16 protein-coding genes are annotated in these 15,782 nt (G+C 69.2%); 15 read left to right on the plus strand and 1 reads right to left on the minus strand.

From position 1 onward, the window contains the following. From O5O46_RS29760 to O5O46_RS29830, 15 genes are all read left to right on the plus strand, one after another. The coding region (locus O5O46_RS29760) for a hypothetical protein (protein WP_269858724.1) at positions 1–193 on the plus strand (193 nt) is incomplete at its 5' end. Positions 194–256: 63 nt separating this feature from the next. Next, on the plus strand, positions 257–439 hold the full coding sequence (locus tag O5O46_RS29765) for a hypothetical protein (protein ID WP_269858725.1): 183 nt from the start codon (positions 257–259) through the stop codon (positions 437–439). Continuing rightward, a complete protein-coding gene (locus O5O46_RS29770; RefSeq protein ID WP_269858726.1) occupies positions 439–690 on the plus strand; it encodes a hypothetical protein in 252 nt (83 codons plus the stop codon). Before O5O46_RS29765 ends, O5O46_RS29770 begins: the two co-directional genes overlap by 1 nt. 140 nt (positions 691–830) lie before the next feature. Next, on the plus strand, positions 831–2,222 hold the full coding sequence (locus O5O46_RS29775) for a DUF2637 domain-containing protein (RefSeq protein WP_269858727.1): 1,392 nt from the start codon (positions 831–833) through the stop codon (positions 2,220–2,222). Next, entirely contained in the window at positions 2,219–4,480 is a 2,262-nt protein-coding gene (locus O5O46_RS29780) for an FtsK/SpoIIIE domain-containing protein (protein ID WP_269858728.1), read from the plus strand. The genes O5O46_RS29775 and O5O46_RS29780 overlap by 4 nt, the downstream gene beginning before the upstream one ends. Positions 4,481–4,688: 208 nt before the next feature. Continuing rightward, complete coding sequence (locus tag O5O46_RS29785) at positions 4,689–5,018, plus strand: hypothetical protein (RefSeq protein ID WP_269858729.1); 330 nt, start codon at positions 4,689–4,691, stop codon at positions 5,016–5,018. A gap of 90 nt (positions 5,019–5,108) precedes the next feature. Then, positions 5,109–5,345: a hypothetical protein gene (locus O5O46_RS29790; protein WP_269858730.1), complete on the plus strand. Its 237-nt coding sequence runs from the start codon at positions 5,109–5,111 to the stop codon at positions 5,343–5,345. An 86-nt stretch (positions 5,346–5,431) separates the two neighbouring features. Next, positions 5,432–5,833 (plus strand): hypothetical protein, encoded by a 402-nt coding sequence (locus tag O5O46_RS29795; protein WP_269858731.1) that lies wholly within the window; start codon positions 5,432–5,434, stop codon positions 5,831–5,833. A gap of 106 nt (positions 5,834–5,939) precedes the next feature. Then, complete coding sequence (locus tag O5O46_RS29800) at positions 5,940–7,169, plus strand: helix-turn-helix domain-containing protein (protein ID WP_269858732.1); 1,230 nt, start codon at positions 5,940–5,942, stop codon at positions 7,167–7,169. An 89-nt stretch (positions 7,170–7,258) separates the two neighbouring features. Then, the gene (locus O5O46_RS29805) at positions 7,259–7,660 is read left to right on the plus strand and encodes a recombinase family protein (protein ID WP_269858733.1); all 402 of its coding nucleotides are present in this window, start codon (positions 7,259–7,261) and stop codon (positions 7,658–7,660) included. A 366-nt stretch (positions 7,661–8,026) separates the two neighbouring features. Next, positions 8,027–8,242 (plus strand): putative ATP-grasp-modified RiPP, encoded by a 216-nt coding sequence (tgmA, locus tag O5O46_RS29810; protein ID WP_269858734.1) that lies wholly within the window; start codon positions 8,027–8,029, stop codon positions 8,240–8,242. Further along, complete coding sequence (gene tgmB, locus O5O46_RS29815; protein ID WP_269858735.1) at positions 8,239–9,216, plus strand: ATP-grasp ribosomal peptide maturase; 978 nt, start codon at positions 8,239–8,241, stop codon at positions 9,214–9,216. The genes tgmA and tgmB overlap by 4 nt, the downstream gene beginning before the upstream one ends. Further along, on the plus strand, positions 9,213–10,313 hold the full coding sequence (locus O5O46_RS29820; RefSeq protein WP_269858736.1) for a methyltransferase domain-containing protein: 1,101 nt from the start codon (positions 9,213–9,215) through the stop codon (positions 10,311–10,313). The genes tgmB and O5O46_RS29820 overlap by 4 nt, the downstream gene beginning before the upstream one ends. A 719-nt stretch (positions 10,314–11,032) precedes the next feature. After that, complete coding sequence (locus O5O46_RS29825; protein WP_269858737.1) at positions 11,033–11,356, plus strand: hypothetical protein; 324 nt, start codon at positions 11,033–11,035, stop codon at positions 11,354–11,356. Continuing rightward, positions 11,353–15,327, plus strand: a complete 3,975-nt coding sequence (locus tag O5O46_RS29830) for a hypothetical protein (RefSeq protein WP_269858738.1) — start codon at positions 11,353–11,355, stop codon at positions 15,325–15,327. Before O5O46_RS29825 ends, O5O46_RS29830 begins: the two co-directional genes overlap by 4 nt. Here the strand turns inward: O5O46_RS29830 and O5O46_RS29835 are convergent. Further along, complete coding sequence (locus O5O46_RS29835; RefSeq protein WP_269858739.1) at positions 15,324–15,716, minus strand: hypothetical protein; 393 nt, start codon at positions 15,714–15,716, stop codon at positions 15,324–15,326. The two genes, O5O46_RS29830 and O5O46_RS29835, sit on opposite strands and share 4 nt — an antisense overlap. Positions 15,717–15,782 lie beyond the last annotated feature (66 nt).

Consider the following 15,782-nt stretch of genomic DNA (forward strand, 5'->3'; position numbering starts at 1 on the left):
CGGCCTGCAGCACTCCGCCGAGGCTCACCCCGTCGGCATGACGTGGCCGGACAACACACCGACCCCGGTCACCGACCCGCAGCCGCCCGCCCTCCCGACGCCGCGCCAAGACCTCGATCCGGACGGGCCGTTCGAGCCGGCGGGTGACGTCGGCCGGGCCTGGTACTGGGCGAACTCCCCCGAAGCTGACTGACCCCCGCCGTGCCCCGCCCGCCGCGCGGGCGGGGCCCCTACTCCTGCGAAGGGCTCCCCTGACATGAAGTACCTCGCCTTGGGCCTGTTGATGGCCCTGCTCATCCACTACCCGCACCTCGCCGCGTTCGTGGCTGTCTGCGCCGTCGCTGCCGTCGGGTGGGCGCTCGGGCAGGGCTGGCTGGTCGCTTCCGCCCTGGCCGCCGTCAGCTGGCGCATGGCTGTCCGCCGTTGGGGGTGGGCGTGATGGGCATCTACGACCGGATCATGCGAGCGACCGAGAACCCGACCAACGCAGCCAAGGTCACGACCGCTGCCGCGCATGCCGCCCGGATCGCCGCCAGCAGCGGCCACTCCACGGCAGCAGCAGTAGCAGCTGGCGCGGCCGGCGCCCTGTTCGTCGCCGCTGACAAGGCGCTGCACGCCCCCAGTGCCGCGCCCGAGGGCGGTTACGCCACCTTCCGCGAGGACGGCAAGAGGAAGCGGGGGAAGCGCTGATGCTCGACACCGGTGCACCGTCCTCAGCGGTGACCACGACTCGGCCTGCTGCCGTTCCGGGTACGCCGCTCGCCGCTTCGGGTTCGCGGGCGAGCGTTCCGGGTACGGGCACGCGCCGTTCCGCGAGTGCCATGATCCTGTTGACCGTTGTCGCGGTCGTCGGTGGCGCGGTGCTCGCCGGTATCGGCTTCACCGGGTCGTACTCCGCTCTGGTCCATCTTGGTTTCGCCCACGGGTTCGGCTGGTTCAGCCGGGTGTTCCCCATCGGTATCGACGCCGGGATCGTGGTCCTGCTGGCGCTCGATCTGCACCTGATCCGCCGCCAAACCCCGTGGCCGATGCTGCGGCTGCTGGCGCACCTGCTGACCGGCTGCACGGTGTACTTCAACGCCTCGGCGGCCGGAAGGAACGACACCGTCGGCGCGGCCATGCACGCTGTGCTGCCGCTGCTGTTCGTCGCCAGCGTCGAGGCCGGCCGCCGCCTGGTGGTGAAGGCCGCGAACCTGGAAGCCGGGCGCGAGTCGTCCGGGGTGCCGCTGCACCGCTGGCTGCTCGCGCCGGTCCCGTCGTGGCGGATGTACCGGCGGATGAAGTTGTGGGACATCGGCTCATACGCCCAGGCCGTGGGGCTGGAGCGGGAGCGGATCGTCTACCGGGCTCTGCTCGACCGCCGGTACGGGGACTGGCGTAAGGCCCCGTCGGATGCCCGTCTGCCGTTCACGATGGCCCGGTTCGGCCTGTCTGTTGACGAGGCGCTGGCGCTGCCTCAGAAGGCCGAGGAAGCCGAGCGGTTGCGGGCCGAGGCTGAGCAGGCCCGGCAGGTCGAGGCGGAGACGCGGGGCGCCGAGCGGGCTGCTGAGGCGGAGGTCGCCCGGCTGCGCGCCCAGGGCACGGTCGAGGCCGCGCGGCACCAGATTGACGCCGAAACCGGGGTTGCCGCGGTGGAGGCTCGCGCCGCGAAGCAGACGGCGGAGGCGTCCGCTCAGGCTCGTGCTCGGGCTGCTGCCGAGGAGGCTCAAGCGTTCGAGTCACTGGACGCAGCCGAAGCGAACAAGCGTGCGGCCGAAACGGATGCTGCTGCTGCCGAAACGCGGCGGCGCGTAGCCGAAACGGACCGGGCCGCAGCCGGAATGGAACGAGAGGCAGCCGAGACGCGGCGTCGTGCGGCGGACGCCGAGCGGGCCGCGGCGGTCGCTGAGAGGGAGGCGGAGGCCGCGAAGGAGGCCGCCGAGGCTGCTCGGCTGCGCGCGGCCGAAACGCGGGCCCGCGTAGCCGGAATGGAACTGCGCGCGGTCGAAATGGAGGACGCTGCCCGCCTCACGCCCCGGGAACGGGCCGCCCGCAAGGTCGCCCGGATGATCCTGGCGACCGGCAGCAGCGACCCGGAAGCGGTCGAGCTGCAGACCATCGCGGACGCCCTCGGAGTGTCCACCACCACCGCGTCCGAACGACGCCGTGAGGCTGCCGAGTTGCTCTCGGGCGGCTACCAGCCCACCACCCACCACCGCACCAGCATGGAGGCAGTCGCATGACTACGGCAGTGAACGGCCACCACCACCCCGCCCCGCCGGGCGCCACGACGGTCGGCAAGCCTGTCGACCTGACCAAGCCGAGCGAGCCCGAGGACGCGCCGCCGCTCGTGCGGCTGGCCGAGGCGCCCCACGCGCCCGAGCCGGTCGACGCCCCGGCAACCCGTCAGCGCGCACGCAGGATCAGGCGCGCCACGCGCCGGGTACAGGCTGCGGTCACGCACGAACGGACCCGCAAGACGCTGCGCCTGACAGCCCGGCACAGTGCCTACCTCATCGGCGGCACAGGTGTCGTCGCCAAACGCGTCTGGCACGGCCGGACCGTGGCCGTGCACCACCAGATGCGCCAGGCCGCCATCACGGCCGGGGACATGGTGGGCGCCGCGGAGTGGCAGGACAAGGCTGACCGGTTCCGCCAGGCCCGCCACCAGCGCCGGATGGACATGTTGACCAAGGCGCCGCACATGGTGAAGTCGACCGCCATAGGTGTGGCTGGGGCCGAGGGGGCGCTGCTGCTGCTCGGTATCTGCATGGCCGCATCCAGCCGCGACCCTCACGATCTGGTGGTGCCGACGATGGCCGCGGTCGACGCGGTACGGGCCGTCTGCTGGTTCGTGGGCGTGGCGTGGGGCCCAGCACTGGCGCTGCTGGTCGTCGCTGGCCTGTCCCACCTGTGGCGGTCCGGTCAGAAGCACGAGACGGCGCCCGCGTGGGCTCGGCCCGCCTCCGGGAGTGCGGACGATGTCCCGATCACCCCGTCGATCGTCGTGAAAGCCCTGTCCGACTTGGGCATTGCCCAGTTGAAGAAGGCCATCAAGGAGATGGGCGACGCCGGGGCCGGCATGCTCGGCACGATCAGCCTCGCCGGGTGTGGTGTCGAGGTCGACGTCACCCTGCCGTCCGGGGTGAGCACGGAGGAAGTGCTGGCCAGGCGCCGGAAGTTGGCGGAGAACATGCACCGGCACGAGCACGAGCTGCACATGAGCATTCCGCCGGCGCCCCGCACGGTGCGCATGTGGATCGCCGACTCCGGCGCGCTCGACGTGCCGATCGGCCCGTCGCCGCTGGTCACCGACCCGGACACCACCGCCGACATGCATAAGGGCCGCGCCCCCTGGGGTGTCGACCTGCGGGGAGACGCGGTGCTCGTCTCACTGTGGCAACGGCACATGCTCATCACCGGCCTGTCCAACCAGGGCAAGACCGCGTCCCTGCGCGCGCTCGCTCTGTGGCTGGCGTTCGACAAGCGCGTCGAGTTCCGCATCGCCGACCTCAAGGGCGTCGGCGACTGGCAGATGTTCGACGGGATCGCCGCGGTGCTCATCCAGGGCCCGACCGACGAGCACGTGATCGAGGCAACGCACATGGTGGAAGGAGGCGTAGAGGAGATGGGGCGCCGGATCGATCTGATGCGGGAGCTCACCGCCAAGGGCTGGTCACAGGACAAGATCCTGGCCGACCCTCGGTTCGCCCCCCTCGTGCTCATCGTCGACGAGGCCCAGGTGGCCTATGGGTCCGGCGCCGTGGAGACGTTCATCACCGATAGCGGGGCCGTCAAGAAGGGCGCACCCTACGGGGGCTCGAAGGCGGACAGCCGGTACTTCCAGGGCGTGAAGAAAGTCCACGACCAGGGGCGCGCGGTGAACGTCACGATCTGGGAGGGCACGCAGGACCCGACCAATGAGAACCTCCCGAAGCGGTCGAGGGAGGGTAACCACATCCGCGCGTCGCTGGTGCTAGGCACTGAGTCGCAGGCCCGCATGGCCGTGGGTGACTCGGCGGTAGACGCGGGCGCCGCACCGCATAAGCTCCGCCAGGGCCTGGACAAGGGCACGCTCGTGGTCGCCGGTGACGGGATCGAACTCGCCCCCGGTCAGCCGTCCGTGACGGCCCGGACCCACTACATCAGCGGGGACGACGCGAAGGAGATCGCCGAGCGGGCGAAGGCCCGCCGGTCCGGCGTCGAGACCCAGGGCGAGGTGGAGCTGGCGGAGGAGGTTGACCACCTCGCCGACGTGCTGGCCGTCCTGGGCAGCGCGGAGCGCATGAAGTCGGATGAGGTCCGGCAGCGCCTCGCAGAGCGGAACCCGAACGTCTACCGGCCATGGTCCGCATCCGACCTGACGCAGGCCCTCAAGCCCTTCGGGGCCGAGCCGCGGAAGTCCAATGGCAACCAGATGATCTCCCGTGCGCGGGTGGTCGCAGCCATCGAGACCCGCGCCGAAGAGGCGGAAGACGCCGAAGAGTTCGACGGACAGTGATGGGGAGGCGCCGGGGAGGCCGGGGAGTTTTCCCCACGTGCCTCCCCACACCGCCTCCCCTGGATCGACCTGCATAGATGGCCCTTTGGGGAGGCTGGGGAGACGCCTGCCCGGCCCCTGTTCGGACCCCGGGAAAAGAGAGGTTGAGCCCCTCCCCCTCACCTCCCTCCCCAACACGCACCGTTACCAATCTTCGAAGGGGATCACCATGTCCGAGTACCGCAGCTACACCCGCCGCGAGCGTGCCGAGCGTGCCCGCCTGATCCTGCGGGGCGCGAAGCAGGCCGCCGCGAGTGCCGTCGACCCGAGGGTCGAGCGCAGGATCGACGCGATCGACGAGCGGGCCGCCGACCGCGGGGCCCGCGAAGCCGACGCGCTGTACGCGCCGCACAACACCGCGCAGAACGAGCTTGCGAAGGCCAAGGCTCACGAGCGCGCCGCGCGGGGCGACGACCGCCGTACCGCCCGCCAGGCCCGGCAACAGGCCGAGCAGCGGGTGCGCGACACCCAACGAGCCATCCACCGCGCCGGATTGTGACCGGCCTGACGGCTGCCTGTGGCCCCGGACAGACGCCCGGGGCCGCGGAGAGCCGGACAGCCCGCCCGGCCCGACCCGCAGGAGGAAGACATGCGCGAACCGATCACCGTTGCCGACCACATCCGCGAGGCCCAGCGGCTGCTCCAGCTCGCCAACAGGCCCGACACGTCCGCCGCTTCGCAGGAGGCATACGCCCACCGCGCCGCCGCCCACATCGCTATCGCCCGCGAGCTTCGCGAGGCTGCCGAACTCGTCCACGAAAGCCGGTGGGCCGCTGCACAGACCACGGGCCTGAGCGACCTGCTCAGCAGCAAGACCGGATTGTGACCACGCCCCGGGGCGGCCGACGAGTTTGCCGACCTGACGGCCACCCCGGGCCCCGCACCCCATTCGAGAGAGCAGGAACACCCATCATGAACCCGAACCCGCTGCCCGAGCCGGTGCAGCCCGCCAATGTCATCCCCAGCACCGTCCCCGGCGCCCCGCTCCAGCCGGTTCAACTGCCGTCCGGTCAGTGGGTGTACGCCCCTCAGCCACAGCCCCAGGTCGTCACCGTGCAGATGCCCGCGGCGCAGCCGACGATGCCGCAGTGGCTCCGGGACATAATCGTGGTCACCATCCTGGTCCTGGCCGTCGTCGCCGTGTGCACTGCGGGAATCTGCGCGGTCGTGGTCGTCGCCGGCGGAACCCTGATCGGCATCATCGGCACCCTCGGCGCCAACCTCCCCTTCATTGGCGTCACCCTCGTCGGCCTGGTCCTCGCCGCCGGATGGGCCGCCAACAAGTTCAAGGGCATCAAGGGCAGCGAGAAGTAACTGCCCCCATGCGAAAGCCCCTTACGAATTCCGTAAGGGGCTTTGCCAGTCTCCCGGCCGCGCGACAGGGGTACCGTTCCCAGTGGACGCTAGGAATGGAGCCAGTATGCCCCACTACAGCGACATTGGGGGCAGCGCAGAGAGCAACGGGCAGCGCCTTGCCCGGATTCGCGCGCGCCACCGTTGGACACAACAGCGCCTCGCCACCGAGGCCGGGTACTCTCTCGCAGCCGTGAAAGCCTTCGAGCAAGGGCGCCGCAGCCTCGACCGGCCCGCCGTTATCCTCGCCTTCGCCCGCGCCCTCGACTGCCACCCCACCGAGATCACCGGCAGCCCCTACACGCCGGTCCACAACGACAGGGAAGGACAGGACGCCGTCGCCTCCATCGCCGCCGTGCGCCGCGCCCTCCTCCGGCACGGCCGTCCAACTCGGCCCGCAGAGCACGAAGCCGCCGCCGTCGATCTGCCCGAGCTGCGACTACGGGTCGCCGCGGCCAACCAGTACCGCCACGCCGCATCCCTGGCCAAGTCCGGCAACGTCCTGCCAGCGCTGCTGCGCGATCTGCAGGTGGCCGCCGAACTGTGCGAAGGAGACCAGCGCCGCGAGGCGTTCGGGCTGCTCGCGTCCGGATACGAGTGCGCCATGCAGTACCTGTACAAGCTCGGCCACACCTCCGATGCCACCCTGGCGACCGAGCGGGTCGTGTGGTCCGCCCAGGAGACTGATGACCCGCTGCGCATGGTGGCTGCCCGCTGGTACGACGCAGGCGAGTTCCTGTCGATCGGCGAGCACGACGAAGCCGGGGCCATCATCGACGGCGCACTGACCGAACTCGGTGCCATCCGCGACCGCGCGCCCGAGGCTGTATCGCTGCGCGGCGCGTTCCACCTGAAAGCCGCGCTGAACTCGGCACGTGCGACCGACAGTCGAGGCGCTGAGCAGCATTGGAAGAAGGCCAAGGCGGCTGCGGAGGAACTCGGCGAGGACCGCAACGACTACCAGCTGCAGTTCGGGCCGACGAACGTGGCCATCTGGGGCGTGAGCCTGCCCGTGGAGATGGGCAAGGGCCGCCTCGCGGTCGAGCGGGCCGGCGGTGTGCAGTTGCCTACGCAGTACTCGCCGGAGCGGCGGTCTCACCATTTCATCGACGTGGGCCGTGCGCACTTCTACAACGGGCAGCGTGACCTCGCGCTGGGCGCTTTCCTGAAGGCGGAGCGGTTCGCGCCGCAGGCCACCCGGATGCATGCGGGTGTCCGGGAGACGGTGGGAACGATGATCCGCACTCAGAAACGTGGAGAGCTCGTCGAGTTGGGCATCCGGCTCGGCGTGGTCTAAAGGGATACGGTCTGTAGCCCTTCCGTCACCCCCTGGTCTCTAGCGTCGGTTGAGTAGTCGCCGGTGCCACAAGACCAGGGGGTTTCTACGTGGACGAGCAACGCCCACTGGCGTTCATCTATGACCGCTCCACGACAGAGAACACGACGGAGTTGGAGCGTCGCCTGAAAGCGTGCGGCGAGTACGTCACCGCGCAGGGCTGGGGCTTCGGCGGCTGGTGGGTCGACAACGGCGACTACGCGCTCACGAACGACCGCCGCCCCGCCCTCGACACCCTGCTCCGCACGATGCGCGCCGCCGGAACCGGCCCGCGGGTGTGCCTGGTTCACGACTGGGACCGGCTCAGCCGCGACATGCAAGCCCGCGGCCTGATGACGCGTCGCGTGCTCCTGCTCGACGGCTGGGTAGAGACCTGCGCCGGAGAGAAGCGCACCGCGGGCGGCTCGGAGTTGCGTATGGGCCGGTTGTCGTCCGGGCCGATCACAGCATGAGTGCCGCCAGCGTCCAGTGGCATCCCGGCCGTTGCTGGCTGTGGTGCCGACGGACCCGCCTCCCTGTCACGTGGATCGGCCCCGTGCAATTACGCGGCGCGCACGTGCCCATGTACGCCTGCGCCCAGTGCCTCGATGCGCTGGAGGCCCTGGCCTGGTCCGAGCTGCTCCGCAAGGACGCTCGCGCCACCACCCCCATGAACCCCCGTTCCGGTCAGGAAAACCCCGGACAGGTCGAGATGGCCGGAACGGGCCTACGGGCGGCCGTCCCGCTGGAAATATCCCGGCAGGACAACCGCCCAGCCCGCCCACGAAACCTTTGAGCGGGACGCAGTAACGGCACACCGACAACAACAGGAGGACACCATGCAAAGCGCAATGATCCCCTTCGGTGCCCGCGCCGAACGCACCCCGTACACCGTGACCGTCGAGGCCGGATCGTTCGTCTACGACCCGCAGCGGCAGGCCAACGTCACCCCGCAGGGCAACCTGTGGGCCGAGTCCCAGAGCGCCGGATCCTGCACCAACACCAACTGGGACAGCAAGAACGACGACACCGCTGACCCGTACTTCATCGCATGACACGACGTCTAACAGACGCGCCGGTCCTCGTGGTCACCAAGGAGATGGACCCGTCCGCGGACCTGGTCGTTGACGAGCTGTCGCGGCGACGCGTCCCCGTGATGCGCTTCGACATGGCGGACTTCCCCAAGTCCGTCACGCTGACAGCGGAGCACGATGCGGGCCCGTGGTCCGGGGTTCTGGCGGATGACCACAGGTCGGTGCGGCTGGAGGAGGTGCGGGCCGTCTACTACAGGCGGCCCGCCCTTCCCACGGTCGCCGAGGAGATCCCACAGCCGCACCGCACGTGGGCCGAAGACCAGGCCCTTGCTGGCCTGTTGGGGACGCTGTACGCGCTACCCGTGCCGTGGGTGAACCGCCCGGACCGGGACGGCATCGCCTCCCACAAGCCCAGCCAGTTACCCGTAGCGGCGGCCAGCGGTCTGCGCACCCCACGGACCCTGATCACCATGGACCCCGAGGCGGCGGCACGCTGGTGCAAGGCCGTCGACGGGCCGGTGATCTGCAAGCCACTGATGGGCGGCCCGCTGCACTACCCGGACGGGCGGCGCCAGGGCATCCCCACCCACCTGATCGACCCGGACACCATCGACGAGTCCGTGGCGCTGACAGCCCACCTGTTCCAGGAATGGATCCCGAAGGCTCACGAGGTACGCCTGACCGTCGTGGGCACCCGGCTGTTCGCGGCCGAGATCCACGCTGGCAGCGACATATCCCGCGTGGACTGGCGCAGCGACTACGACGCGCTCACCTACGACACCTGCGACGTGCCCGACGGGGTGCGCGCCGGGGTGCTGGCCTGGCTCGACCACTTCGGGCTGAACTTCGGGGCGTTCGACTTCGCGGTCACCCCCGCCGGGGATTGGGTGATGTTCGAGTGCAACCCGGCCGGTGAGTGGTCGTGGATCCAGAACAAGACCGGACTGCCGATCGCCGCCGCCGTCGCTGAACTACTCGCTGGAGGCACACCTTGACCACGACCGTCGAAGACGAAGCACGCCGGCTGCGCGATCAGCTCGCCGAGCAGCTGGAAGCCGACGGGCACTTGAAGGACCCAGCTTGGCGCGCAGCCTTCCGAGCCGTCCCCCGGCACCCTTTCGTCCCCGAGTTCTGGCAGCTGACCGACGGGGAACTGCGCCACATCACCTCTCGTGATCCGGGGTGGCTTGAGGCCGCGTACTGCGACGACGCGCTGGCGACGCAAATCATTGACGGGGTGGCCACCTCCTCCTCGACCGCGCCGGGGCTGATGGCGGCCATGCTCGACGCCCTCGACGTCGCGGACGGCATGCGCGTACTGGAGATCGCCACCGGCACCGGCTACAACGCCGCGCTGCTGGCCGAGCGCCTCGGAGGCGGGAACGTCGTCTCGGTCGAGGTCGACCCCGCGCTGGCCGACCTCGCCGCAGAACGCCTGCGCGGGTGCGGCTACACGCCCACGGTGCTGGCAGGGGACGGCCGGGGCGGGCACCCCCTCGGGGCACCGTATGACCGGTTGATCGCCACCTGCGGGTTCAGCAGCGTGCCCTATCCGTGGGTGGAACAGGTGAGGCCGGGCGGGGTAATCGTGTGCCCAGTCGGCTGGGGCACAGTGCGGCTCGTCGTCGGCGACGACGGCACCGCAGAGGGCCACTTCCTGCCCACCGGCTCGTACTTCATGGCTGTCCGCGACGCCGGCACCACCGGCGCTGCCCAGCACCCTGGCCGGCCGACGGACACGGACGAGCGGGCCGCCGATCTCGATCTCGCCGCACCCGCCAGCTGTGAGTCGTTCCGGTTCCTGATGTCCCTCGTGGTGCCCGGCGTCTCGATCGCCTCCGAGCAGGACGACACCGGGGCGTTCAGGGCTGTCGAGCTGTGGGGCCGGGATGGCTCCTGGGGGCGGGCCGAGAACGGCACCGTTCGCCAGGCCGGGCCGCGGCGCCTGTGGGACATGGTCGAGGAGGCGCACGCCGTATACGAGGAGCACGGGCACCCAGGGCGGGAACGCTTCGGGCTGACTGTGACCGCGGACAGGCAGCATGCGTGGCTCGACAGCCCCGACGGCCCGCAGTGGCACCTGCCCCGCTGACCCCTGATCACCGTCTGCGGGCTGCGGCACCCTTCCCGTCCTCGGGAGCGGTCTGCAGGCGGTCCAACTCCGCCGTCTCCTGTATCGGTGGGCCCCCTTGTAGGGGCGGCGGGGCTGCCCGGTGACCAGCTGGTGGAGGCACGTCACCCGGGTAGTACGAGGCCCCGGCCGGATTCACGTCCGGTCGGGGCTTCGTCATGTCTGCTGCAGTTACGCAACAACGGCCCACAAGGAGGTCAGCGGGCTTACGGGATCGCGTAAGCAGGTCTGCGGGGCCGTCTGGGCAACGCAGGTCCCGCGAGGACCCCAGTGGTAGCCGCCTTGGCAACAACTGGTCAGCAAGGGTGCCTCCCGCGGGCGAGCGGAGCGCATCCAGCACCGACAGGAGGGGCGGAAAATTTTCCGGTGGCCCCCGCGGGCGCGCGGAACGCATGCTCTCGACCTGCATTGCCCAGACGGCAACCGCGGGGTTACGCCCACGGTTCAGTTGCGGGGCTCTGACCAACAACTGGGCACGGCCAGGGCTATCCACAGCATGGACACCCCTTTTTGCGGTGAACGCCGAAAAAGCCTGGTCACCACCAAGGCTCGGGACTACTGCGGACCCTTGACAGTCGATCCCCTGAAGTCGCCACGGCCGCTAGCGGAACCCCTCTCTTCACACTCGGCAGCGCGCACGCACTGAACGCCAGCGCGCCAGGAAAGGTCGAGTGGAGCACATGCCGCAGCAAGAACACGGAACCCCGAGAGGGCCGGGCACGCCGTACATCGCTCCCGCGCTCGGAATCGACGCCTTCCGGGACGCCGCCGCCGCTATCCGCTGCCTCTCTGCCGCTGACGGCGAAGGCGTACACGCGATCCTCTCCGGCACCGACGCGCCACGACACGTCGCCTTCGCGCTCGCCACCATCGCCGTCGCCATCTGCCGCCGCGGCGGCCTGGACGACGCCGGTATCACCGCACTGCTCGCAGAAATCATCGGCACCGCCTCGGATCTCATCCTCGATCAGGCGTCGCCGGACGCCACGTCGAAGGGGCGGTGACCATGCCGGAGGGCTTCCGCATCGCGACGGCCTGGGTCAGCGTCTCCCCCGACACCGAAGGCTTCAAGGAAGAACTAAAAGCCAAGCTCGACGAGGAGACGGCGGGCGTCGAGGGCAAGGTCAAAGTCACCCTCGATACGAGCGAGTTGGACGCCAAGGCCGACGAAGCCCGCGCCAAGGTCGACGAACTCGACAGTCGACTGGCTGAGCCGTCGGTGCGCCTGGACAGCGCCGATCTGGACGCAAAGGCCGACGAAGCGAGAGCCAAGCTCGACGACCTGAACGCTAAGTCGGCGCGCCCCGATCTCGGCATTGCTGCCAATGATCTGGACGCAAAGATCGACGAAGCGAAGACGAAACTCGACGAGCTGAACGCTAAGCACGCCGACCCTCGCCTCGACCTGAACACCTCCGAGTTCAACGCGAAGCTGGACGAGGCGAACGCTAAGCTCGACGAGTTCAACGCCAAGTCGGCCACAGCTCGGCTCGGCGCATCCGGCGGCGGTGCCGGTGGTAGTGGTGGCGAAAGCGGCTTCCTGGGTGGTCACGGCCTCCTTGCCGGGATCACGGCCGGTGTGGCGGGCCTACTTCCCGGTGTTGGCGGCGCGGCAACCGGCCTCGGCCTGCTCGGCGGCGTCGGTGCCATGGCGCTCGGCCCCGTCGCCAAGGCGGTATCCGAGGCGCACCAGGCGTCGATGAACGTCGGCATCACTCCCCAGCAGATGGCCGCGACACAGTTCTCGAACTCGGTGGCCGTTCAGCAGGCGCAGCAGCAGGTTGGTCTCGCACACGAGCAGGCAGCGGAGGACGCGGTAACGGCCGCGCACAGCATTGAGTCGGCGCAGATGAATTTGGCGTCGGTGGAGCGCAGCACAGCCGAGTCGCAGATCCAGGCGCTGCACTCGGTGGAGCAGGCCCAGCAGGGCCTGGAGCAGGCGAACTATGGGCTTAGCGAGGCCCAGTACAACCTGAACCAGGCCTGGGTGCAGGCGCGCGAGGAGATCGTTCAGCTCAACGACCAACTCGCCGACTCGAAGATCAACGTCCAGTCTGCGCAGCTCGCGATCCAGCAGGCCATCTACCAGCAGCGCCTCGTCGACCAGAACGCCTACTCCACCCAGCTGGAACGTGAGCAGGCTGCGCTCGCCGTGGTGCGGGCGCAGCAGCAGTTGAAGGACGCTTCCGACCAGGAGACCGCCTCGGCGTATGCGGCGAACCTCGCGAACAAGCAGGGAGTCGAGCACTCGCAGCTGGTCATCCAGGCCAAACAGCAGCTCACGCAGGCCCAGTACGCGCAGACAAACGCCCAGTACCAGGCAGCAGACGCCCAACGGCAACTGGCGCTGACCGAGATCAACAACGCGCAGCAGGTCAAGCAAGCGCAGATGCAGCTCGCGCAGGCGCAGCAGCAGGCGGCGTACCAGCAGATGCGCGACGCGCAGCAGGTCGCCATCGCCGAACGGAACGTGACCAACACCATCAAGGAGCAGCAGCTCCAGATGGCCGCCACCATGTCCACCAGCAATCAGGCGGCGAACCAGTTCGCGAAGGACATGGCTCGAATGACCCCGGCTGGCCGCGCACTCGTCGAGCAACTGCTCAGTATGCGTGGGGCGTTCAAGGGCTTGGAGACCGCGGCGCAGACCGCCATCGCGCCCGGCCTCACGCTGTGGCTCCAGGGCTTGGACACGCTGATGCCGACGATCCAGACCGGCATGACCAAGATGGGCGGGGCGATCTCCAAGGCTTTCGGCGAGATCGGCAAGACCATGTCCACCCCGGCCGCGGCGCACGTCCTCGACGGACTGATCAACAACGGAATCCAGTTCGCCGACACCGTTCTCCCCGCCTTCGGCCAGTTCATCGAGGAACTCGGCCTGATCGGCAGCAAGCAGGGAGCCGTGTCAGGGCTGGCGAACCTCCTCGCCGGGATCACAAACGCACTGACCAACGTAGCCAAGGGCGTGGCTCCCTTCACGAGTTCCTTGGGCTCTGTGTTCACCACCCTCGGCAAGGCCCTGGAACCGGTCGGCACACTGCTGGGACGGACGGTCGGACAGCTGGCGCAGGCCATCGCACCAGCACTGCACGCGCTGCTTCCCGCGGTCTCACAACTGGCGGGGGCACTCGGGCCGCAGCTCGGCCAGGCGCTGGCGGCGACCGCACCGGGACTGACGGCGCTGGCGCAGGCCCTGGTCGCCCTCCTACCTGGTGTGACGCCACTGATCGGCCTGTTCGGGTCTGGGCTGAACTCGGTCCTCAAGCTGGTCAGCGGGACGCTGGAGGGCCTGAACACGTTCATCCAGGCCAACGCGGCGTGGCTGCGCCCGCTGGCTGGGATCGTCATCGGCGTTGTCGCCGCGCTCAAGCTGTGGAGCATCGCGCAGGCCGCCTTGAACCTGGTCTTGGAGGCGAACCCGATCGGGATCGTCATCACGGCGATCGCCGCGCTGGTGGGCGGCGTGATCTACGCCTACGGGCACGTCAAGTGGTTCCGCGACGGCGTCAACGACGCCTGGCATCTGATTGCGACCTCGGCGCTGTGGCTGTGGCACGAGGTCCTCGATCCGATGTGGCAGGGCATCGAGGCCGGTTCGATCTGGCTGTACCAAAACGGGATCTTGCCGCTCTATCACGGAATCAAAGACGCGTTCGGGTGGATCGAGTCCGCCGCGATGTGGATGTGGCACAACGTCTTCGACCCCCTGTGGCAGGGCATCGAGGCAGGCGCGCGGGGCTTCGTTTCCGCTTTCCAGACCGTCTGGCACGGGCTCGAAGACGTCTTCAGAGTGCCGGTCAACTTTCTGATCGACCCGGTATACAAGAACATCCGCGACCTGTGGGACGGGGTCGTCGAAAAGGTCGGGCTCGGCAAACTGGACATGCCCGAACTCCACAAGTTCGCGGGCGGCGGCATCATCCCCGGATACGCGCCCGGCAAGGACACGGTCCCGGCCATGCTCAGCCCGGGTGAAGCGGTCCTGACGCCGGGCGCGGCACGCGCCCTGGGCCACGGCACGATCGAGTCCCTCAACTCGGCCCACCGTCCCGGGGGGCCGCAACCCGCAGCGGGGCACTACGGGTGGGGGCTCAACCCGATCAACGACGTCAAGCAACTCGGCCACGACATCGCGAGCGGCTTCCACAAGGCGGCTGATATCGCAAAGATCGTTGCGGCGTTGACCACCGGGAACAGCACGGCCCTTGGCAACGCCCTGAATGACCTGGTGGGCACGAACGCAGTCGGCGACTACGCGAAGGTGATGGTCGGCCTGCCGAAGGCACTGATCAGCAACGTGGTCAAGTCGCTCATGAACTTCTTCACCGGAGGTTCTGGGGGTTCGGGCTCGGTTGGCGGGTCGATCCCGTCCGGGCAGCACCTGGCCGTTATCGACGAGGCGCTCGCCGCCGCCGGGGTACCGCCCCCGGGCACAAAGCAGCAGTGGGAAGCCGGGCTCAACACTCTCATCACCCGCGAGTCCGGATGGAATCCGCGAGCCATCAACCTGACGGACTCCAACGCCGCAGCGGGGGATCCGTCGCGCGGCCTGGCCCAGACGATCATGTCCACGTTCCTGGGGTACCACGTCCAGGGCACATCCACGGACATCTACGACCCGGTCGCCAACATAGCCTCCGCCGTCCGGTACATCGTCGCCACCTACGGCAACATCACCAACGTCCAGCAAGCCAACGCTAGTCTGCCCCCGAAGGGCTACGACCAGGGCGGCTGGCTCATGCCCGGCGACCTGCCCGTCAACGGGCTCCGGCGACCAGAGGCGGTGCTGACGCCGGACCAGTCGGACTGGCTGCGCACGATGGCCCAGCAAGGTGCCGCAAACCGCGCTGCAGGAGCCGACCTCGGCGCGAAGCCGGTGGTGATCAACTTCAATGGAACGCAGTACCCCACTGGCGAGCAGATGGCCGCGATCAAGAGGGAGATGACGATGGCGCTCGGCGGGGCGACCTAACCCGTCTGGCGGATCGATGCTCCGACCAGCATCCCGCCGGAGACGGTGTACGTGCCCTCGTACATCTTGACGGTGCCGTCGGACTGAGTGGCGTACAGCGCCGCCTGCACCTGGGATGATCCGAACTCGCTCACGCTGCCCAAGGTGATGCTGTCGGTGGTGGCGAACCCGGCCACCCACCGTTCGTAGGTCGTCCCGGCGATGTTGTCACCGCCGAGCGCCCAAGCGGCGGAATAGTTGTGGTCGGTGATGTCCTGGTAGTACTGCGAGACGACGGCTGAAGCGTTCGTGAGGTGAGGCCGGGGCGCAGGCGGAGTCGCTGCTGGCGTCGTGGCGGCCTCCGGAGAAGCGGACGAGGTGGCGGACGCGACCGTCGGGCTTGGCGACATCGAGACGAGTGCGGAGCGCGTCACTGTGACGGTCGGCGCAGGCGAGGATGCGCCCGTCCTGCCAGA

This window comes from Streptomyces sp. RPT161, assembly GCF_027533845.1.
In the GTDB taxonomy this organism is placed as follows: domain Bacteria; phylum Actinomycetota; class Actinomycetes; order Streptomycetales; family Streptomycetaceae; genus Streptantibioticus_A; species Streptantibioticus_A silvisoli_A.

What these genes read in the sequence shown, in the direction of transcription:
- O5O46_RS29780 (WP_269858728.1), top strand. Translation starts at nt 2,219, where the DNA reads ATGACTACGGCAGTGAACGGCCACCACCACCCCGCCCCGCCGGGCGCC.
- tgmB (WP_269858735.1), top strand. Translation starts at nt 8,239, where the DNA reads ATGACACGACGTCTAACAGACGCGCCGGTCCTCGTGGTCACCAAGGAG.
- O5O46_RS29770 (WP_269858726.1), top strand. Translation starts at nt 439, where the DNA reads ATGGGCATCTACGACCGGATCATGCGAGCGACCGAGAACCCGACCAAC.
- O5O46_RS29790 (WP_269858730.1), top strand. Translation starts at nt 5,109, where the DNA reads ATGCGCGAACCGATCACCGTTGCCGACCACATCCGCGAGGCCCAGCGG.
- O5O46_RS29800 (WP_269858732.1), top strand. Translation starts at nt 5,940, where the DNA reads ATGCCCCACTACAGCGACATTGGGGGCAGCGCAGAGAGCAACGGGCAG.
- O5O46_RS29795 (WP_269858731.1), top strand. Translation starts at nt 5,432, where the DNA reads ATGAACCCGAACCCGCTGCCCGAGCCGGTGCAGCCCGCCAATGTCATC.
- O5O46_RS29765 (WP_269858725.1), top strand. Translation starts at nt 257, where the DNA reads ATGAAGTACCTCGCCTTGGGCCTGTTGATGGCCCTGCTCATCCACTAC.
- O5O46_RS29835 (WP_269858739.1), bottom strand. Translation starts at nt 15,716, where the DNA reads ATGTCGCCAAGCCCGACGGTCGCGTCCGCCACCTCGTCCGCTTCTCCG.
- O5O46_RS29785 (WP_269858729.1), top strand. Translation starts at nt 4,689, where the DNA reads ATGTCCGAGTACCGCAGCTACACCCGCCGCGAGCGTGCCGAGCGTGCC.
- O5O46_RS29825 (WP_269858737.1), top strand. Translation starts at nt 11,033, where the DNA reads ATGCCGCAGCAAGAACACGGAACCCCGAGAGGGCCGGGCACGCCGTAC.
- tgmA (WP_269858734.1), top strand. Translation starts at nt 8,027, where the DNA reads ATGCAAAGCGCAATGATCCCCTTCGGTGCCCGCGCCGAACGCACCCCG.